Source organism: Streptomyces sp. NPDC052109 (assembly GCF_040680195.1).
GTDB lineage: Bacteria > Actinomycetota > Actinomycetes > Streptomycetales > Streptomycetaceae > Streptomyces.
In genome coordinates this window covers 15759-38241 of sequence record NZ_JBFAWF010000039.1, presented here as the reverse complement: position 1 = coordinate 38241, position 22483 = coordinate 15759, and the positions used below count along the sequence as shown (strand labels likewise).

The 22483-nt window shown below is 74.4% G+C and carries 3 protein-coding genes; all 3 read left to right on the top strand.

What is annotated here, in order from left to right:
• Window positions 1-36: 36 nt before the first annotated feature.
• Genes AB0L59_RS40495 through AB0L59_RS40485 form a run of 3 tightly spaced genes read left to right on the top strand, consistent with a single transcriptional unit; the run spans window position 37 to window position 22483 of the window.
• Window positions 37-21330, top strand: a complete 21294-nt coding sequence (locus AB0L59_RS40495; RefSeq protein ID WP_365592734.1) for an SDR family NAD(P)-dependent oxidoreductase — start codon at window positions 37-39, stop codon at window positions 21328-21330.
• Complete coding sequence (locus tag AB0L59_RS40490) at window positions 21327-22226, top strand: LnmK family bifunctional acyltransferase/decarboxylase (RefSeq protein WP_365592731.1); 900 nt, start codon at window positions 21327-21329, stop codon at window positions 22224-22226. The genes AB0L59_RS40495 and AB0L59_RS40490 overlap by 4 nt, the downstream gene beginning before the upstream one ends.
• The gene (locus AB0L59_RS40485) at window positions 22223-22483 is read left to right on the top strand and encodes a phosphopantetheine-binding protein (RefSeq protein WP_365592728.1); all 261 of its coding nucleotides are present in this window, start codon (window positions 22223-22225) and stop codon (window positions 22481-22483) included. The genes AB0L59_RS40490 and AB0L59_RS40485 overlap by 4 nt, the downstream gene beginning before the upstream one ends.

The following is a 22483-nucleotide window of genomic DNA, read 5'->3' as shown; positions in this document are numbered from 1 at the left end:
CCGACCAGCAGCACCCGTCCGAGGGGGGACCACGGCATGGCCGACCACGAGCAAGAGATCGATTGCCGCATCCGGCTGACCCATGACGACTTCATCATGGCCAACCACGTCGTCCACGGGGTCTCCGTGATGCCGGGCGTCACTTTCCTGGACCTCGTGTACCGGGTCCTCATCGCCCAGGGGCACGACCCCCGCGGCCTGGCCCTGCGGGACGTCCTCTTCTCGGAGCCGGTCGTCACGTGCGAGGGCCACGAGCGCGAACTGCGCGTCACCGTCGGCGCCGGGAACGCCGACGCCCCCCGCCCGGTGCGGGTCGACAGCCGCTGGCTGCGCCACGGGGAACCCTGCGCACCCTGGCGCGAGAACGCCCGCGCCGAACTCGTCCGCACCGAGGAACCGCTGCCGGCCCCGCTCGACGTCGAGCGGCTGCGCAGGGCGTCGGTGCACGAGGACGACATGGACGCGCTGTACGCGCGCACCCGGCGGGAGGGCATCCGGCACGGGGCCGCGATGACCTGCCTCGGCCGGCTGCACAAAGGCACGTCCGAGATGCTGGCCACGCTCCGGCTGGATCCGGCCGGCAGCGCGCGCGAGGCCGACTTCCACCTGCACCCCGCCAAGGCGGACGCCTCCACGCTGGTGGCGTTCGGCCAGAACGACGAGGTCGGGGCCGAACCGTTCGTCCCCTTCCACATCGGCTTCTTCCGCGCGCCGGCTGCGCTGGGGGAGACCTTCCACGTCCGCGTCCCCCACCCCGAGGAGCCCTCGGAGTCGGGCGACCTGGTCCACAACGACTACACACTGCACGACGACGAGGGGCGGCTCGTCGCCGAGTTCCGCGCCATGTCCTGCAAGCGGATCCGGCACCCCGAGCTGATCACCCGGCTGCTCGACGAGGTCGCGGGCACCCCGCCCGCCGCCGCGCACGCGGCCGCCGGCGCCGTGGCGCTCGGCACGGCCTCCGCGGCGGCCGTCCAGGGACCCGCCACCGACGGAAGTGATCCCGAGGCCGTGGCGGTGGCCCGGCTCCGGGAACTGGTGGCCCGAGAACTGGGCCGCCCGGCTGAGGACGTCCCGATCGACGTCGGCTTCTACGACCTGGGCCTGGACTCCGTGGCCCTGCTGCGCATGGGCGAGGCACTGGAGGAGCTGGTCGGCACCACGCTCTACCCGACCCTCCTTTTCGAGTACGGCTCGGTGGGAAGCCTGGCCTGCCATCTCGCCGACACCTGTGCGCAGGCCCTCACGGCCGCCGCCACCGCGGGACCCGACGCGCCCGGCGAAACCGACGCGCCGCGCGGCGCGGACGACGTGGCGCAGGCCGTGACCCTCTGCCGTGCCGAGCGCTGGACCGACGCGGCGGCGCCCGGGCGCGGCGCGGACGGCGACCTGATCGTGTTCGGCGCACCGGACGACCAGGCCGAGCTGCTCAGGGCCGCGACGGGACGACGGGTCGTCCAGGCCGAACGCGGGCCGGACTTCGTACGGCTGGGAAGCGACCGCTTCCGGCTCGATCTGCGCGCACCCGACCAGCTCGGGCGGCTGCTCGCCGAACTCGCCGCCGAAGGGACCCGCCCAGCGGTCCACATCCTGCATCCGGCCCACGACGCGGCGGCCGAACTGTGGGCCCTGGCCGCCGCGCTGGTCGAGGAGCACCCGAAAACCGCTGGGTTCGCCGGTGCGACCGTCCTGCTGCCGGTACGCCACCCCGCGCCGCCGCAGCACGCGGCGCTGGCCGCGCTCGCCGCGACCATCGGCGCCGAAGTACCCGCGCTGCGCTGCAAGGTCGTCGAACACGACGGCGGGGCCGAGGACGCGGAAACGCTGCTCGCCGAGACCGGTCAGGACGGGGAACCCTGGGTACGTCACCGCTTCGGCCGCAGACAGGTGCGGCGCTGGGTGCCCACCGAAACCGGCCCCGGGGACGACGGTTTCACCGACGAGGGCGTGTATCTCGTCACGGGCGGGGCCGGAGGCCTGGCCGGACTGCTCGCGGACCATCTCGTGGCACGTCACCGGGCCCGGCTGATGCTGGTCGGCCGCCGCCCGGCCGGACCCGGACTACGGCGGCGCATGGCCGCCTGGCGCGAGCGCGGCGGCGACGTCCGCTACACCCCCGCCGACATCTCCTCTCGGGCCGGGGCCCAGGCCGCGGCCGCCGCAGCACGCGAGGCCTTCGGACGCATCGACGGCGTCCTGCACTGCGCCGGCACGGTCCGTGACGGGCTGTTCTTCCGCAAGGAACCCGCCGACCTCGCGGCGGTGTGCGCCGCGAAGGTCGACGGCACTCTCCACCTGGACGCGGCGACGGCGCAGGACGCCCCGGCGCTCTTCGTTCTCTTCTCCTCGCTCTCCGCGGTTCTGCCCAACCCGGGGCAGGCGGACTACGCCTACGCCAACGCCTTCCAGCTGGCCTTCGCACACCGGCGCGCCGCCGAGCGCCCGGGCCGCACCCTGGCCGTGGCCTGGCCGCTGTGGGCCGACGGCGGCATGCGCGCCGCCGACAGCGCCGTACGGCGGTCGACCGAGACGACCGGCATGGTGCCGCTGCCGACCGGGGCCGGGCTGGAGCTGCTGGCCCGTGCCACGACGGGCGGCGAGAACAGCGTCGCCGTGGTGCACGGCGACACCGAGCGGGTCCCGCACCTCCTGCCACAGCCGGACGGCACCCCGGCTCGGGACGTGCCGCAGGTCCCCGGGGCACGCAAGCCGGTCCCCGCCCGGGCAGGCCCCGCGCGGCCCGCCTCGCCGCCGTCGTCACCGCACGGTGACGACACCACCGCCATAGCCGTGATCGGCCTGGCCGGCCGCTACCCCGGCGCGCCCGACCTCGACACCTTCTGGCGCAATCTCGCCGACGGCGTGGACAGCATCGTCGAGGTCCCCGCCGACCGCTGGGACCACGCCGCGTACTACTCGCCCGACCGGGACGCCGAGGGGCGTACCTACAGCCGCTGGGGCGGGTTCGTCGACGGCGTCGACCGCTTCCACCCGGCCTTCTTCGGTATCTCCCGGCGGGACGCCGAGCGGATGGACCCGCAGGAGCGGCTGTTCCTCACGGCCGGCTGGCAGGCCTTCGAGAACGCCGGCCGGCTGCCCCGCGACGCGACGACCCGCAATACCGGCGTCTTCGTCGGCGTCATGTGGAACCACTACCAGCTGCTGGCCGACGAGGCCGGCGGAGTGGCGCCCACCGCGATGCACGCGTCGATCGCGAACCGCGTGTCCTACACGCTCGATCTGCACGGTCCGAGCATCGCCGTCGACACGGCCTGCTCCTCCTCCCTGACCGCGCTGCACCTGGCCTGTGAGAGCCTCCGCCGCGGCGAGTGCGAGATGGCGCTGGCCGGCGGGGTCAACGTGTCCGTCCACCCGCAGAAGTACCTGCAACTGGCCCAGGGCCGGTTCCTCTCCGCCGACGGCCGGTGCCGCAGCTTCGGCGCCGACGGGGAGGGCTATGTGCCCGGCGAGGGTGTGGGCGCCGTGCTGCTCAAGCCGCTCGACCGGGCCACGGCGGACGGCGACCACATTCACGGCGTCATCCGGGCCACCGTCGTCAACCACACCGGGCAGACCAGCGGATTCACGGTGCCCAGCCCGGTCGCGCAGGGCGAGTTGATCCGGCGGGCGTTCGCGCGGGCGCACTGGGACCCGGCCACGGTCGGTTACGTGGAGGCCCACGGCACCGGCACCTCGCTGGGCGACCCCATCGAAGTGGACGGGCTGCGCCGGGCGTTCGCGGACGTCGAGCTGCCGGCCGGGGCGGTGGCTCTCGGATCGGTGAAGTCCAACATCGGCCACCTGGAGAGCGCCGCCGGCATCGCCGGCCTGACCAAGGTGCTGCTGCAGCTGCGGCACCGCGAACTCGTGCCGTCCCTGCACGCCGAACGCACCAACCCGCACATCGACTTCGACGCCTCGCCGTTCCGGGTCCAGCGGGAACGGCGTGCCTGGCCCGCCGGGGACACTCCCCGCCGGGCGGGCGTCAGCGCGTTCGGCGCCGGCGGTGCCAACGCCCATGTCCTGGTCGAGGAGGAGACCCAGACCGTGCCGCGCCCCTTCGCCCCCACAGGTCCGTGGCTGTTCGTGCTCTCCGCGCGGACAGGCGTGGAACTCCGCGCGTACGCCGTCCAGCACCTGGAGTTCCTGGAGGGCACCGGCCGGTCGGCGCGCTGGGTGGCGCAGCGGGCCGCCGAGGTGCTCGGGGTGCCGGCGGAGGGGATCGGACCGGACGAGTGCCTGGCCGACCTCGGATTCGACGCGCTCGCGCTCCGGGAGCTCGGCGAGGCCATCGGCGTCACCGTGAGCCCGGAGAGCACGATCGCCGGGCTGGCCGGTCCGGGCGGCGCCGACGACCCGTGGCTGCTCGCCGACCTGGCGTACACCTCGCAGGTCGGACGCCGTCCGATGCCCCACCGCCTCGCCGTGGTCACGGCAGACGTCGCGGAGCTGCGCAAGGCGCTGCGGCGGTACGTCGACGGGGAGGATCCCGGCGACCACGCCTTCTGGGGTACCGCCGAGGCGGCGGCGCCCCCGGACGAGGTGGCCGCGTTCCGCGCCGGCCGGCTGGACGAGGTGGCCGCGCACTGGGTGGCCGGAGGGCAGGTGCGCTGGGCCGACTGCCACACCGAGGACTCGGGTGCCCGGCGCCGCCCGATGCCCGGCTATCCGTTCCAGGAGGAGGTGACGTGGGTGGGCCGTTGGAAAGGCGCGCCGGACGCCGCCGCGCCGGCATCGCCCGCCGCGCAGCAGCCCGCCCTCGAACTCCCGGACCCGCGGGTCGGGCCGTCGGACGGCGAAGCCGTGGAGTTCCGGCTCCTCGAACCGGGCATCGCGCTGCTGGTGATGCGCGACGGCGGCGGCAGCAACATGTTCACGGACGCCATGATGCGCGGCCTGGAAAGCGCCTTCGCCCGGGTGGAACAGGACGACGGCGTACGTGCGGTGGTGCTCACCGGCACCGACACCGTCTTCAGCATGGGCGCCACGCCCGAGGGACTGCGGACGCTCGCCGGCGGCGGCAGCCGGTTCACCGACGTACCGTTCGTCTACGAGGGCCTGCTGCGGTGCAGCCGCCCGGTGATCGCAGCCCTGGGCGGGCACGCCTCCGGCGGCGGACTCGCCTTCGGTCTGTACGCGGACCTGGTCGTGATGGCCCGTGAGAGCGTGTACCGCGCCAACTTCCTGACCTACGGCTTCACTCCCGGCATGGGGGCGACGCACATCCTCGCCGAGCGCTTCGGCCGGGTCATGGCCGCGGAGATGATGTACACCGGCCGTCCCGTTCAGGGGGAGGAGCTGGAGCGTCGCGGTGCGAACGTCGCCTTCGCCGACCGGTCCGACGTCCTGGCCACGGCGCTCGGCCTGGCCAGGTCGATCGCGGAGAAACCCGTGGAGGCCGTCCGGGTGCTCAAGCAGGACCTCGCCGACCGGGCCCTGCGCCGGCTGGCCCCGGTGATCGAGCGGGAATCGGCCATGCACGAGCGGGTGTTCGGCGCGGAGTCGCTCGGCCGTATCCAGGAGTACTTCGCCAAGGTCGACGGATTCCGCACCGCCCAGCCGGCGGCGGAGCCGGTGCGCCCGGTCACCCTCGCCCCCGCGGCTCCGGCGGCCCCCGCGGCTCCGGCTCAGGCACCGGCCGTGGCCGTCGCCCGGGATCCGCTGCCCCAGGGGCCGGGCGAGGAACGGATCAGCGAGGTGCTGTACCGCGCGCTCGGCGAGAGCCTGTACCTGACGCCCGGGGAAGTCGACGAGGCGCTGAGCTTCAGCGAGATGGGCCTGGACTCCATCGGAGCGGTGGAACTGGTCCGCGCCGTGAACAGGGCCTTCGGCCTCGACATCGACTCGGTCGCCGTCTACGACCACCCCACGGTGCCCCGGCTCGTCGCACACGTCCGCGAGACGATCGAACGCGACCGGAGCCTGCTGGCGTCCGCGACCGCGTCCGCGTCCGCTGCCACGCCGGACCCCGCCGCGACCGCGCCCGGCGCGCCGGACCCCGCCGAGCCGGACCCCGCCGTGGTCGAACTGCCGCCGCTGCCGACGACGTCACCGTCCCCGGCCGAACCCACCACTTGGCCGCCCGGCCCGGGCAGGGTCACCCTCGACCTGCCTGCCGTCACCGCCGAGCCGTCCTCCTCCCCGGCGCCCGCCCCCGGCCCCGCGACGCCGGCCGGGGCGGAGCGGACGACCGGGGCCGGGGCCGTGTCGCTCGCGGCGACAGGACCGGCGGCCGTGGCGTCCGTCCGCGCCGGATCGACGGGTGCGACGGCGGCCGGTTCCGCATCGCCGGCGGTGGCTCCTGCCGAGTCCGGGGCGCCTGCCGTGGCGCCGGCTGGCTCCGGGGCGCCTGCCGTGGCGCTCGAAGGATCCGGGGCATCGGCTTTCCACGGCTCGGCGGGGCCCGGCGACATCGCGGTGATCGGCATGGCCGGGCGCTTCCCGGACGCCCCCGACCTGGACGCGTTCTGGGCCAACCTGGCGGCCGGACACAGCAGCGTTCGCGAGGTCCCGTCGGAGCGCTGGGACACCGGGGCGTTCTACGACCCCGACCGGCGCGCTCCGGGCCGTACCTACAGCAAGTGGGCCGCCCTCCTGGACGGCATCGACCGTTTCGACCCGCAGTTCTTCCGGATGTCGCCGCTCGAGGCGGAATCCATGGACCCCCAGCAGCGGCTCTTCCTGCAGACGGCCTGGTCGGCGCTGGAGGACGCCGGACACGCGGTGAGCACCACGCCCAAGCGGCCTTGGGGCGTGTTCGTCGGCTGCGCCGTCGGCGAGTACCTGGATCTGCTGGCCGAGCGAGGGGAGAGCACCACCGCCCACGCCTTTCTCGGCAACTCCGCCTCGGTGCTGGCCGCCAGGATCGCCTACCATCTGGACCTGACCGGCCCCGCCCTGGCCGTCGACACCGCCTGCTCCTCGTCCCTGGTCGCCGTGCACCTCGCCTGCGAGAGCATCCGCTCAGGGGAGTGCGAGGCCGCGGTCGCCGGCGGCGTGGCCCTGATGCTCACGCCGCGCATGCACGTCCTGACCAGCAAGACGGGCATGCTCTCGCCGACCGGACGCAGCGCCCCGTTCGACGCCTCGGCCGACGGCATCGTGCTCGGCGAGGGCGTCGGCGTGGTCGTACTGAAGTCCCTGGAACGGGCTCTGGCCGACGGCGACTGCGTCCACGGTGTGATCCGTGCCAGCGGCGTCAACGGCGACGGCCGCACCAACGGCCTCACTGCGCCCAGCGCAGCGAGCCAGGCCGCGCTCATCGAGCGTGTGCACGGCCGGGCCCGGGTCCGGCCCGAGGACGTGACCTACGTCGAGGCCCACGGCACGGGCACGCCCCTCGGCGACCCGATCGAGACCAAGGCCCTCGACCAGGTGCTCGGCCGGGCGGCCGTCGCCCCCGGCCACTGCGCTCTCGGTTCCGTGAAGGCCAACATCGGGCACACGACGATGTCCGCCGGCATAGCCGGGCTGCTCAAGGTGCTCCTGGCGCTGCGGCACCGCCGGCTGCCGCCCCTGGTCAACTTCTCCACGGCCAACCCGGAGATCGACTTCGCCGGCGGCCCGCTGCGGCCGGTCACCGTGCTGGAGCCCTGGCGCCCCGGACCGTCCGGCGAACTCGTCGGCGCGGTCAGCAGTTTCGGCTTCAGCGGGACCAACGCGCACCTGGTGGTCGCGGAGTCGCCGCGGGGGGCAGCCGCCCCGGTACCTCGAACCGCGCTGGCGATCCCGGTGTCCGCACAGACCCGGCCGGCGCTGCACCATGTCCTCGGTGCCCTCGCCGACCGACTGGAGACCGACCGGCCCGCACTGGCGGACGTGGCCGTGACGCTCGGGGCGGGACGCACGCACCACGCGGTCCGGGCCGCCTTCGTCGCCACCGACAGCGCCGACCTGGCGGCCCAGCTGCGGGCCGAGGTCGCCGGACTCCCGCGCCGCCCCGGCGCGGGCGAGCCCGAACACACCGTCCAGCGCTACCTGGCCGGGGAGACGCTCGACTGGGCGTCCTTGACCCGGCACGCGGGTGCCCGCAGGATCTCCCTGCCCGGCCACCCCTTCGAGGACCAGTCGTACGGGGCCACCCGCCCGGTCGCCGGGAGGACACCGCCCGGCGCCGCCGACGCGGTCGTTGCGTCGGCGGCCGGTTCCGCCCCCTTCGTCCCGGCTCCGGTCGGCCCTGTCGCGTCCGGGCCTGCTGCGCCGGTCACTGTCCCGGCCCGTTCTGGAGAGGCCCCGGCCGCCCCCGCGGACGCGGACGCGGCCAGTCCCGTCACGTCCGGGCCCGCCCCGGCCGTCCCCGTCCCCGTCGGCCCGCACGACTGGGTCGCCGCCGAGCACGTCGTCGCGGGCACCCGGCTGCTCCCCGGCGTCGCCCTGTTCGAACTGGCCGCGCGGGCCGCCGGTCGTGGCACACCGGTCGGCATCCAGGGCGTCCAGTGGCTACGCCCCTTCGCGGTGCGGGACGCGAACGCGGCACAACTGCGCCTCGAAGCAGAGCGGTTCACGCTGACCGACGGACCCGGCAGCAGGGTATGCGCCCGGGGCCGGATCACGGACGTCGCGGACGTCGAGCCCCGGACGCTGGACGTGGAGGCGATCGCGGCGAGGTGCCCGCGACACCGCACGGGCGCCGACCTGTACGACGCCTTCGCCACGGCCGGCATCGCCTACGGGCCGTCCTTCAGGGCGCTGCAGGAGGTGCGGTACGGCACCGACGAGGCTCTCGGCAGACTGCTCGTGCCGCCCGCACGAGCCGCCGAACTGCCCGGCCGGCCCCTGCACCCCGTGCCGCTCGACGCCGCACTCCAGACCGTCGCCGTCCTGTGCGCCGCCGAGGACTCCACCCCCCTGATCCCCTTCGCGCTCGGCCGCTTCGACTCCTTCGCCGCGGTTCCGGCCGACGGGTACGCCCACGTCCGCCGCGAGGGCGCCGGCATCACCGTCCGACTGGCCGATCGCGACGGCCGCGTCGTCGCCCGCTTCACCGACCTTGTGCTGCGCCCCGCGGCGCCCGGGGACCCCGGTGGGGTCCCTTCTCAGGACGGCGCCCTCATCCATCTGCCCGAGTGGCACCCGGCCGGCCCCGCACCGGCCACCCCGGGCACCGGAGGGACAAAGGTGCGGGTGGTGCACGGCCCAGGCACCGCGGAACTGGCCGCCGCGCTGGTCGCCGAGCACCGGTCCGCCGGCGACCACGCCACGGCGTCCGCCGAGCGGATGTCCGCCGAGCCGGCGTCCGAAGACGCCCCGGACGTCGTCTACGTACTCGCCTGCGAGCCGTATCGAGGCGGCGCGCCGGACGCCGACCCCTCGCCCTTCGAGCTGCTGCGCACTCTGCGCTCCCTCATCGACTCCGGAACCGGGCGGCCGGTCCAGGTCAAGGTCGTGCTCGCCGGTACGGCGGACGTCGGCGACGGCCCGGTGCGGCCGCACACCGCCGGCCTGGTGGGCATGGCCGCGTCCGCGGCCGCCGAGTATCCCGCCTGGACGGTCGGCTGCGTCGACATCGGGACCCGCTCCTGGGACACCGCGCGCCTGGCCGCTCTGCTGCGGCGCGAACCGGCGGCCGAACGCCTTGTCGTCCTGCGGCCCGGCCGGCGTCTGGTCCGTGCGGTCCGCGCCGCCACAGGACCCGTCACCGGCCCTGACGCCGGCCACCCCTACCGGGACGGCGGCAGCTATCTGATCGTCGGCGGCACCGGCGGCATCGGCCAGGAACTCGCCCGTCACCTGGCCCGCACCGTGGGAGCGCGGCTGACGCTGGTCGGCCGCGGGGCCCCCGGCCCGCGCGTCCGCGCGTTGCTGACCGACCTCGAACGGCTCGGCGGCGGGGCGGTCTACGAGCAGGCCGACGTCACCGACCCGGCGGCCCTGCGCGCCGTGGTACGCCGCGCCCGGAGCAGGTTCGGCGCCCTGCACGGCGCCTTCCACGCGGCGATGGTGCTGGACGACCGCACCCTCGCGCGGCTGGACGAGCCGGGGCTCGCCCGGGTGCTCGCCCCCAAGACGGCCGGTGCCGTCGTCTTCGGCGAGACCCTGCGCACCGAACGCCTGGACTTCATGGCGTTCTTCTCCTCGGCGGTGTCGTTCACCGGATCGGCCGGCCAGGCCAACTACGCGGCCGCGAGCACCTTCGAGGACGCCTGCGCGGCACAGCTGCGCGAGCGGTGCCCGTTCCCGGTGACCGTCGTCAACTGGGGTTACTGGGGCAGCGTCGGCCGGGTGGCCGACGAGCGGTACGCGCGTCGGCTGGCCGGCTTCGGCGTCAGCCCGATCGAGCCGTCCGAGGGCCTCGCCGCCCTGGATGCGCTGCTTCGGCACGCCGTCCCGCAGGCACTGGTGGTTCGTGCCTCCGCCGCCGGACTGGCGCGCCTGGGCGCCGTGTCCGGCACGGACGACGCCGCCTCCCACGTGGCCGACACCGAGGCGGTGGCCCGGTCCCGGGAGGGCTTCGCGGCCCTCGAACGCCTCGCCCCGGAGCTCCTGGAGCGCCGGCTGTGCCGCGCGCTCGGCTCACTCGACGGCACCGTCGAGCAGCTCGCCGGCCGGCTGGGCGTCCAGCCCGCGGCCAGGCGGCTGTTCGACGCTCTGCTCGACGTCCTCGTCGCCGACGGCCGGCTCCGCCGCACCGGCGAGCTGCTGGAATCCGTCCCGGGCGCCCCCGGGCCCGACGATGCTCCGGAGGTCCGCCACCCCGACCTGGCCCCGCACGTGACACTGCTGCGCCGCTGTGTCGAGGCCGTTCCCGGCATCCTGGACGGCACCGTCCGGGCGACCGAGGTGCTCTTCCCGAAGGGGTCGGCGGACCTCGTGGAGCAGGTGTACCGGGGCCAGGCGTCCGCCGACTTCTACCACCGCCTCCTCGCCGAGGAGACCGCCGCCGCCGTCACCCGCAGCCATGCCGAGCACGGCGGCCCCGCAAGGATCGTCGAGGTGGGCGCCGGCACCGGGGCGAGCAGCGACTTCGTGCTGCGGGCCTGCGCGTCCGCCGGCGTGCCGGTGGAGTACTGGTACACCGACCTGTCCACCGCCTTCCTGCGGCGCGGCGAGGACGCCTTCTCGAGGTATCCCTTCGTGCGTTTCCGGCAGCTGGACATCGAACGGGCCCCGCACGAGCAGGGATTCGAGCCGCACAGCGCCGACGTGGTGCTGGCCACCAACGTGCTGCACGCCACGGCCCGCCTGGACCGCACGCTGGGCCACGTGCGCGAGCTGCTGCGGCCCGGTGGCCGACTGCTCGTCAACGAGGTGACCCGGGCGGCCCACTTCCTCACCCTCACCTTCGGACTCACCTCCGGCTGGTGGCGGTACGAGGACGCGGAACTGCGCCTGCCGCACGCCCCGTTGCTCGGACCGGCGGCATGGCGGGAGCAGCTGCGCCGCTGCGGTTTCGGACCGGTGACCGTGCGCGGATTCGCCGGCACCCCCGTGGCGGACCTCGAACAGTGCCTCTTCGTCGCCGACGCCGCACGGACCGCTGACACGGCGTCCGCCCCGCCGGCCGGCGAGCCCACTCAGCAGGACGTCCGGGCCTATGTGCGCGAGGTGTTCGCCGAGGTGCTCCGTTTCGACGAGAGCGTCCTCGACGACCGGGTGACGTTCGAGAACTACGGTGTCGACTCTCTGGTCAGCCTCGACATCCTCGGCCGCTTCGAGCGCGACCTCGGCGCGCTGCCCGCCACGCTGCTGTTCGAGCATCTGACGATCGCGGACCTCGCCGGCCACTTCGCCCGGACCTGCCCCGACCGGCTCGGCGCGGTGCTGGCGCGGCAGGAGGGGGAGGGCGGTCCCGGTGTGCCGGAGCCGCCGGAACAGCCGGCGCCGGAGGCGCAACCCGCGCCGGAGCCGGTGCCGTACCTGTCCGGCGCGGAAGCGGACGACGACGCCGTCGCGATCGTCGCGGTGTCCGGACGCTATCCCGGCGCCGCCGACCTCGACGCGTTCTGGCGGCTGCTGGCCGAGGGCCGCAGCGGGATCACCGAGGTGCCGGCGGACCGCTGGGACTGGCGTACCCACTTCTCCCCGGACAAGGGCCGTGCCCACCACTCGTACAGCCGATGGGGCGGATTCCTCGACGGGATCGACCGGTTCGACCCTGCCTTCTTCGGCATCCTGCCCCGTGACGCGGCGGACATCGACCCCCAGGAACGGCTGTTCCTGGAGACGGTCTGGGACCTCCTGGACCGGGCCGGCCAGCTCGGCGAGCGCACCCGGGAACGCAACACCGGTGTGTTCGTGGGCACGATGTACGGCTCCTACGGCCAGCTCGCCGCCGCCGGATGGGCGCAGGGCCGCCTCGCCGGAGCCCACTCGGCCTACTGGTCGATCGCCAACCGGGTCTCCTACGTCCTGGACCTGGGCGGCCCGAGCTTCGCCGTCGACTCGGCCTGCTCGTCCTCGCTCCTCGCCGTCCACCTGGCCTGCGAGAGCATCCGGCGGGGCGAGTGCCGTGCGGCCATCGCCGGTGGCGTCAACCTGATCCTGCACCCCGCGCACCATGTGTCGCTCTGCTCGATGAACATGTTGTCCGCCGGGGACCGCTGCCGGGTCTTCGACGCCTCGGCCGACGGATTCGTGCCCGGTGAGGGTGTGGGCGCGGTCCTCCTCAAGCCGCTGCGCCAGGCCGTGGCGGACGGCGACGACATCTGGGGGGTCATCAGGTCGTCCCTCGCCAACGCGGGCGGCAAGACGGGCGGATACACCGTGCCCAATCCCAACGCCCAGGCGGCACTCGTCGCGGAGGCGATCCGCCGCGCGGGGGTCGATCCCGGCACCATCGGCTACATCGAGGCCCACGGCACCGGCACCGAGCTCGGGGATCCGATCGAGATGGCCGGCCTGAGCAGGGCCCTGGGCGCGCCCGAGCCAGGCGCGGTGCGGTGCGCGGTCGGCTCCGTGAAGGCCAACATCGGGCATCTCGAGGGCGCCGCGGGCATCGCCGGCCTGACCAAGGTGCTGCTCCAGCTGCGCCACGGTCGTATCGCTCCGTGCGCCGGACTCGAGACCGTCAACCCGAAGATCGACCTCGACCCGGAACGGTTCACCCTGCCCACCGAACTGTCGCCGTGGCCGCAGGCCGGCTCCGCACCGCGCCGGGCGGGAGTCAGCTCCTTCGGCGCCGGCGGTGCCAACGTGCACCTGGTGGTCGAGGAGTATCCCGACACGCGTGAACGCCCCGCGCCCCGCCCCGGCGCACACCTCTTCCTGCTGTCCGCGCGGACCCGCGAGCAACTGTCGTCCTACGCCGGGTCGGTCGCCGCGTTCCTGCGCGGCCGGGGCGCCGGATCCGCCCTCGACGCCGTCTGCTTCACCAGCCGGACCGGCCGCCGCGAGTTCGCCGAACGGCTGGCCGTGACCGCCGGCAGCACCGCCGAGCTGGCCGCCCGCCTCGATGCCGTGGCCGGCGGTACGGTCCCGGACGGCGTCCATGTCGGCACGGCGGGCCCGGCGCGGGACAGCGACCCGGCCGACGACGACGCGGTCCGCTGGGTGCGCGGCGCGGAGGTCGACTGGGAGTCGCGCTGGGCGCCCCCGCGCCCGCGGCGGGTGGCCCTGCCCGGCTACCCGTTCGAACGCGCCCGGTACTGGCTGACGGAGCCGGCCGCTGCCGCACCGGGCACGGATCCGTCCCCGAGGGCCGAGACGGTGCCGGAGGCCGGGCAGCCGGACCCCGCGACGACGGGCGAACGCACCGTCTTCCGGCGGCCCGAGTGGCGGGACGTGCCGGCCCGGCCCGGTCCGCAACTGCCGAACACGCTCCTGCTGGCGACGGACGACCCCGGTCTGGTCGCCGCCTTCACCCGTGCGCTGCGGGGCTCGGACACCCGGTGCGTGACGCTGCGGCCGGGCGACGTCCCCTCCGTACAGCCCGACGCCGTGGTCCACACCGGTGACGTCCTGTCCTGTGTGGAACTGGCGACGGCCCTGCTCAGGGCGCGTCCGGGCGTACCCCTGCGGATGCTGCACACGCACGTCGGCTCGGACCCCGGGCAGTCCGCCGTGGCCGGCGCCCTGCGTACCCTCGCCCTGGAGCACACCGGCTTCACCGGCTCCCGCGTGGAGTTCGCCTCCGGAACCGACGACGACCGGGCCGGGCTGCTGCTGCGCGAACTCGGCTGCGCCGACCCGGAGGTGCGGCACGCGGACGGCAGGCGTCTGGTCAAGGGGCTCGTGGAGTTCACGCCGCCGCCCGCGGATGGTCCGCTGGTCCGGCCCGGCGGCAGCTACCTGATCACGGGCGGCGCGGGTGCGCTGGCCCTGCATGTCGCGGAGCACCTGGCCGCCCAGGCGCCGGTCCGGCTCATCCTGGCCGGACGCTCCGAGCCCGGGCGCGAGGCGGCGGCGCGCATCGCCGCGCTGAACACGTCCGGGACGACGGCGGTCTTCCACCGCGCGGACGTGACCCGGCCGGAGGACGTCCGTGCGCTGGTCAGCGCCGTCGGGCAGCTGCGCGGGGTCGTCCACACCGCTGCCGTGACCCGTGACGCCCTCGCCGTGCACAAGACCCGGGCCGAGATGGCCGAGGTGATGGCGCCGAAGATCACCGGCACCCGGCTGCTCGACGATGCCACCGCCGGCCATGACCTGGACTTCTTCGTGCTGTTCTCCTCGGTGGCCGGGCAGAGCGGGAACCCCGGCCAGGTGGACTACGCGGCCGCCAACGCCTTCCTCGACGCCTTCGCCGCGCAGCGCGAGGAGCGCCGGGCCCGCGGTGAGCGGGGCGGGCAGACCGTGTCCGTCGGCTGGCCCCTGTGGGCCGACGGCGGGCTGGCCGTGGACGACGCCACCCGGGAACTCTTCGCCCGGCGCTGGCGGATGACCCCGATGCCCACCCGGACCGGCCTCGACGTCCTGCACCGCGCCGTGAGCGCCGGGGTGCCCAGCTTCACGGTCGTGCAGGAACTGCCCGCGCCCGCGTCGGCCGCGCCCGCCCCCGATCCGGCCGCCCTCGGCGACCTCGACGCGGTCAGGGCCCGGCTGCGTCGCATGGCGTCCGGCTTCCTGCTCGTCGGCGAGAACGACGTCGACCTGGACGACGAACTGATGGACGCGGGCTTCGACTCCATCTCCCTGACCGAGCTGATCAACCAGGTCAACGAGGAGTACGGGCTCGATCTGCTCCCGGTGGTCCTGTTCGAGTGCGCCACCCTGGAACTGTTCGCCCAGTACCTGATGCGCGAGCACGGCACGGCCCTGCAGCGGAGCGCGCCCGTCCCGCCGACCCCCGAGGCCGCCCCCGCGCCGGTCGCCGTACGCGTCGCACCGCACCCGCCCGAGGCGGGCCCGGCTCCCGCACGGCCGGCTGCCGCGGAGGCGTCCGGCGGGCCGTGCGCCTCAGCCGGTGCCGCCGGAGCGGCGGACGTCCCGGACGGTGTCGCCGTGATCGGTGTCGCGGGCATGCTGCCGGGCGCGGAGGATCTGGCCGGTCTGTGGCCCCGACTGGTGGCGGCGCAGGACCTGGTCGGCCCCGCCCCCGCCGACCGCCTCGAGCTGCACGCCGACCCGGAGACCGCCGGCGTCCGCGGCGGATTCGTGGCGGACGTCGGCCGCTTCGACGCCGCACTGTTCCGTGTCTCACCGGCCGAGGCCCGGCTGATGGACCCTCAGCAGCGGCTCTTCCTGCAGACGGTGTGGCGTGCCGTCGAGGACGCCGGCTACCGCCCGGACGCGCTCGCGGGCAGTGACACCGGCCTGTTCGCAGGAGTCTCCACCACGGACTACGCGGACCTGCTGCGGCTGCACGACATCCCGGTTCAGGCGCACACCGCCAGCGGCATCGCTCACTCGATCCTTGCCAACCGCGTCTCCCACATCCTCGACCTGCGCGGACCGAGCGAGGCCGTGGACACCGCCTGCTCCAGCTCCCTGGTGGCGCTGCACCGGGCCGTGCGCGCGCTGGCCGCCGGGGACTGCTCGCTCGCCGTCGCCGGCGGCGTGAACGTCCTGCTCAGTCCGGGACTGTTCACCGCCTTCCAGCAGTCGGGCATGCTCAGCCCGCAGGGCGCGTGCCGGACGTTCGACCGGCGGGCCGACGGATACGTGCGCGGCGAGGGAGTGGGCGCGGTCCTGCTCAAGCCGCTGGCCGCGGCGCAGGTGGACGGCGACCACGTGTACGCGGTGATCCGCGGCACGGCCGTCAACCACGGTGGCCGCTCCGCCTCGCTGACCGCGCCCAACCCGCAGGCACAGGCCGACGTGCTGGTGCGCGCGTACCGGGAGGCCGGCGTCGACCCCCGCGACATCGGGGCGATCGAACTGCACGGCACGGGGACCCCGCTCGGCGACCCGGTCGAGGCCGAGGGGCTCAAGAAGGCGTTCCACGTCCTGTACGAGGACCACGGCCTGCCCGCCCCGCCGGCCCCCCACGTGGCCCTCGGCTCCGTGAAGACGAACGTCGGTCACCTGGAGGCGGCCGCCGGTGTGGCGGGACTGCTGAAGATGCTGCTCGCGCTCCGGCACGAGGTCCTCCCGCCGAGCATCCACTACGCCGAGCCGAACCCGCACCTGCGCCTGGACGGCACGCCGTTCTTCGTCAACGACAGCGCCCGGGCCTGGACGGGGCCCCGCGTGGCGGGGGTCAGCTCCTTCGGCTTCGGGGGTACGAACGCGCACGTCGTGCTCGCCTCGCATCCGCGCCCGGTGCCCGCCCCGCCCGAGCCGCAGTTGCTCGTGGTGTCCGCCCGCAGCGAGGAGGCCCTGCGGACGTACGCGGAGGCGCTGGCCGCGGCGCTGACCGAGGGACCCGAGCCGGATCTCGCCCGCGTCGCCTACACCCTCCAGGTGGGCCGGACACCCTGGGCGTACCGTGCGGCGCTGGTCGCCGGTTCGGTGGCGGAAGCGGTGCGGGGGCTGCGGGCGATCGCCGACGGAACGCCGCCCGGCCCCCACGGGCGGGCCAGTACCGCCTCGGAGCCGGCCGCCCTGCCCGGCGAGACGCAGCTGCCGGCCGGGCTCTCGCTCGACGAGCTCGCCACCCGCTGGGTGTCCGGCGAGCACGTGCCGTGGGACCGCCTCTGGGACGGCCGTCACAAGCCCGGCCGTACGCCGCTGCCTGGTGCGCCCTTTGCCGGGGACACCCACTGGTTCGACGACCGCGCGGCCACCGCGGCACCCGTCCGGGCCGCGACCGTACAGCCCACCGAAAGCCGGTCCAGGAAGGAAGCAGATGTGACCGTTCAGACGTCCGGGCAGGCCCGGGAGCGGGAGGCCGCTCCGGCGCGCCGACGGGTGAAGATCACTCTTGCGCCCGTGCCGGTCGGCGCGTCCACACCGCCGTCGCAGACGATCCCCGAGCCGGCGGCACCGGCGCCGTCGGCCGTCGAACCCCCGCCGGTGCCAGGCGCGTCCGGTGCTCCCGCGAGCCGGGCGGCCTCGGTGCCGTCTGCCGCGCCTTCGCCCTCCGAACCGGACCGGACACCCGCCGTCGCCCAGGTGCCCGCCCATGAGCTGGCGGCGCGGATCGGCACGGAGGCCGCGGACATCCTGGGACTGTCGCCGCAGGACGTGTCCGGCGACCGCCCGTTCGCCGAACTGGGCCTCGACTCGATCTTCCGGATGGACCTGGCTCGCCGCCTCAACGAGGCGTTCGGCACCGAGCTGCAGGCCGCCGAGCTCTACGAGTACGACACCGCCCACCTCCTCGCCCAGTACATCGCCACGCTCTGCACGACCCCGCCCGAGCCCGTGTCGGCCGACCCCGATCCCGCCCCACGGCCCGACGACGCCGCGTCGCCGCCCGGCGCACCACGGGCCGACGACCTGTTGACGCGACTCGTGGAGCGGATCGCCGGGCGGCCCCTGGACCGCGCCCGTGACTTCACCGGCAACGGCCTCACCTCGTTCGACATGCTGCGCACCGTCAGCACGCTCGAGCGCCGGTTCGGCGCCCTTCCCAAGACCCTGCTCTTCGATCACCCCACGGTGCCCGACCTCGCCACCCACCTGGCCGAGTCCTTCGGCGCCACGCGCGCCGCCCGACTGCTCGATCAGGCGCTGGCCGCCGACGAGGCCGGACCCGCCGAGGCCCCTGTGGTGCTCCGGGCCGCCGAGTGCACCACGGCGGCGCCCCCCGCCACCGGCTCCGGCCGCGCCGGAGGGCCGCTGATCGTGCGCAAGCGGGGCCTCGACGCGCTGCCCGAGACGGCCGAGCTGCTCGCCCGGATCGACGCCGGTCACGGCAAGGAAGGCGGCCTGGCCGGACGGGACATCGCGCCCCTCGCCTTCATCGGTTCCACCCGGCGCGCCTACTTCAACTTCTCCCGAAGCGGCGACCACCTGTTCGCCTGGAGCTACGCGGGTCCCGAGGAGGAGTTCGCCGCGCTGGCCGCCGAGTGGATCGACTACGCCGCCCGGTACGGCATGCGGCCCAACTTCCTGTCCCTGATCCCGCTCGCGCAGGCCGGCGAGGTCCCGCTCACCGCCACTCCGTTCGGCGCCGTGCAGCGCTTGGAGGACCTTTCCTCCTTCAGCCTCTCGGGCGGCCGGATGAGCCGTCTGCGCAATCTCGTCGGGCGCTTCGAGCGCTCCGGCCGGGTCCGGCTCGACGAGTACGAGGTCGGCTCCGATCCCGCGACGGACCAGGAGATCACCGGCATGATCGACCGGTGGGGCGGCCGGAAGCAGATGGTCAACCCGTACGTGGCCGTGGTGAAACGGGAACTGGCTCACGGTCGGCTGCCCGAACGGCACCGCATGTTCCTCACCCGTGTCGACGGCGAGCTCGCCAACGCGGTGATCGTCACCAAGATCCCCTCAGAACCGGGATACCTGCTGGACCTGGAGTTCTACCCGGCCGACTCGCATCGCGGCGGCATGGAGTACGCGATCGTCAACATCATCGGCCGGCTCCGCGACGAAGGACACGAACTCTTCAGCTTCGGCGCCAGCTTCGGCGTCAGGCTGGCCAGTACGCCGAACGCTTCGCCGCAGGTCGAGCAGGGACTCGCGGAGCTGCGCTCGATCGGTGTGTTCGGTGAGGGAAACTTCCAGTTCAAGAACAAGTTCCGCCCCGTCAACCGGCCGATCTTCCTCTGCCAGCGCGCGGACGGGCCCGTGACACCGGTGTCCGAGGTGATCCTCATGATCGCCAACCCGGACATCGAGGCCACCGCCCCCGAGCTCGTGTCACCGGCCCCGGCCCACGGCCCCGACCTCGGCACCGGCACCGCGAGTCCCGTTTCCAGGCCCCCGATCCCGGCACCCGCGGCGCGTGCCCCCCACGACCCGCGCCCCGACGAGGCCGGTCGCCTGGCCGCCCTCGGACGCAGCGGCCACAACCCCCTGGCGCTCGTTCCGGCCGACGTCGACTTCGATCTCGTCACCGATTCCTGGGCGGAGTTCGACGACCCGGTCGTACGCCGGCGTGTGCGTGAGCTGCAGGACCGGATCGAGCTGGAGCAGGAGCCTGCCGACTTCACGCCGCCGGGCTGGCTCCCCTTCGACTACGCGCTGCCCACCCCGTCCGGCCGCGCGGCCGAGGCGTTGCTGTGCCGGAACTGGCCGGGTCCGCACGGCACAGTGATCCACAACGGTCTGTTCTTCACGTGGCTCATCGCCCTCGCCGACGAAGGCTTCTCCTCGATGCGGACGGACGCGGACACGGGCGGCGCCTTCCCCGGCGATCCGGACCTTCGCGCACTGCGGGAGTGCCTGACCGAGGCGGGTACCGACGCCTCCTTCGTCGCCGTCGAACTGAGCGGCAACGCGGCGGGCGGGCAGCCCGTCTCGCTGGCCGGCCTGAGGGCTGTACGCAACGAGGCGGACGCGCACGGCGTACCCCTGGTGGTCGATGCCACCCGGATCGTGGAGAACGCCGCGTTCATCGTCGCGCACGAGCCGGAGTGGCGCGGAGCCGACCTGTGGAAGGTGGTCGAGGAACTGCTGGCGCAGGCCTCAGCGGCAACGTTCAGCCTGTCCAAGGACTTCACCGTCACCGGCGGCGGACTGCTGGCGAGCGGGCTGCCGGAGCTCTCCGCCCGGCTGAGTGAACGCCTCGCGCTACGAGGCGCGGAGGTGGGGCTGGCCGACCGGCGCGTCTTCGCCCGGGCGCTGGCCGAGCGGGAGGAGGTCGCCGGGCTCGTCCGGGAGCGGATGGCGGCGGTGCGGGCGCTGGGAGAGCGACTCCGGGACGCCGGCCTTCCCGTCGTCGAACCCGTCGGCGCCCACTGCGTCCTGCTGGACGTGGGCCGCATGCCCGCCTTCGCGGATCTGGCGTACCCGGTCGAATCGTGCCTGGCCTGGATGTACCAGGGCGCCGGCGTCCGCGCGGCGGCCCATCTGGCCGCCCCGCGGCGGATTCGGCTCGCCGTCCCGGTCGGCTTCGGCGTCGAGCGCGCCACCGCGGTCGCGGGGAGGCTGGCCGAGCTGTGGCGGTCGGGGCGGCCGGTACCGGACCTGCTGCCCGTGGACGGCACGGGCGGCGCGGCCGGACCCCGGCGCTTCCATCCGGCCGACGCCCTGCCCGAGGACATCGGGCAGGCCATGCGCGAAGGCCACCGGGCCCGCGACGACAACACGGCCGTGCTCGCCGAGCACGCGCCCCACGCGGTGCGCTCGCTGGTGGAACTGCCCGACGGCACGGCCGAGGTGTTCACCGCCGGATCAGGCCCCGCCCTGTTGCTGATGACCCCCTTCAACATCGGCGCCGGGGTCTTCGCCCGGCAGTTCGCCGGCCTCGCCGACCGCTACCGGCTGATCACCGTGCACCATCCGGGAGTCGGGGGGACCACGGCCGCCCGCGACCTCACCCTGGACGGGATCGCCGACCTGTACCGCAGGGTGCTCGACGCACTGGGCGTGACCGGGCCGGCGCATGTGCTGGGTTCCTCGTTCGGGGGACTGGTGGCGCAGAGCTTCGCGCTGCGCCACCCGGGCCGCACCGCCTCCCTCACCCTGGTCGGCAGCTCCTACAAGGTCGGCAACCGCAACGGCGAGGTCAACCGGCTCTCCGTCGTGGCCGCCGAGGACTTCGACCGCATCGAGGCGCACGGCGGCCGGATCCGGGGCGGACGGGCGGCGCTGGAGGAACTGCTGCTGCGCTGCGAGAGCATGGACCCGAAACTGGGGCTGAGCTATCTGGACGTGTTCGCCACCCAGCCCACGCTCTTCGCGCGGTTGCCGGAGATCTCCGTACCCACCCTGATCCTGTGGGGCCGGCACGACACCGTCATCCCGATGAAGGCGACCCACCTGCTGCACGGTGCGATCCCCACCTCGCGCCTGGTGGAACTGGACGAGGCGGGCCACTTCCCGTGCCTCACCCATGCCGACGAGGTGCACCGAGAACTGCTGCCGTTCCTGGCCGCCCACGAGCAGTCCGGGGGCGAGCGGTGAGCACGCTGCGGCGCACGGTTCGCGTCCGGCCCGGGATGTGCGGGCACAACTCGCTGTTCGCCGGGCAGATCGGCGACTGGACCTGGGACGCGGTGGCGGAGGTCTGCGGCACCGACGTACTGCGCGCCCGCGACGCGTCGGGAGCACCCACCTATCTGTCCTTCTACTACTACCGGGTGCGCGGCAGCCGCCGGTTCCACCTGCGTTCCCCCGCGTTCGGTGACGAACTGCACGTCACCACACGGCTGTTCGGCTTCGGCAGCGAGTCGGTGCTGACCCTGCACCGGATCAGCGGGGACCCGCGCGCGGCCGCCGCGCCGCTGGAACCCGAGGACTTCTACGCCTTCGGTGACCCCGACAGCCTCTACGTGGAGAACTTCAACCGCTGGGTGGCCCGGGGCACGCAGGGCACCAACGCCTCGCTGGTGCGCTCCTCGCCACCGGACTTCACCCACGAGCACCTGCCCACCCTGCCGGAGAAGTTCTCGCCCCGGCACGCCTACGGCCGTGCCCGCACCGAGCTGACCTTCCTCGACCACGGCACCGGCCGCCCGGGAGCCGAGCTGGTCGTCGACTACGACGTCGACCCGTCACGCGACCTCAACGGGGCGGGCCTGCTGTACTTCGCCTCCTACTTCTCCATCGTGGACTGGGCGTTGTTGCGCCTGTGGCGCCGCCTCGGCCGCGACGACCGGTCCTTTCTCGACCGCGTGGCCGTCGACCAGCAGCTGTGCTACCTCGGCAACGCCGACGCCGGCCGCCCCCTGACCGTCACGCTGCGCCACTGGCCCGGGCCCGACGGCGAGGAGGCCGTCGACGTGGTGCTGCGCGACCGCGACGGCGGCAGGGTCCTGGCCGTGTGTTCACTCCGATTCGACACAGGAGTATCCGGATGACGACGTCGACCGACGCCCGGAAGCGGATGACCGCTCTGGTCCACGAGGTGGTGGCGCAGATCCTGCCCGGCCTGCCCGCGGACCGGATCACCGGGGACAAACACCTGAAGGACCTGGGAGCCGACTCGGTGGACCGGGTGGAGATCATCCTCGGCCTCCTGCAGCGGCTCGGCCTGGACGCCCCCATGTCCCGCTTCAGCGACGTACGGGACATCGACGCCCTGGTCGAGGTCCTGCTGCACAGTGAGCGGAGCTGA

Coding starts and splice junctions, on each gene's coding strand:
- AB0L59_RS40485 (WP_365592728.1), top strand. CDS start 22,223: ATGACGACGTCGACCGACGCCCGGAAGCGGATGACCGCTCTGGTCCAC.
- AB0L59_RS40495 (WP_365592734.1), top strand. CDS start 37: ATGGCCGACCACGAGCAAGAGATCGATTGCCGCATCCGGCTGACCCAT.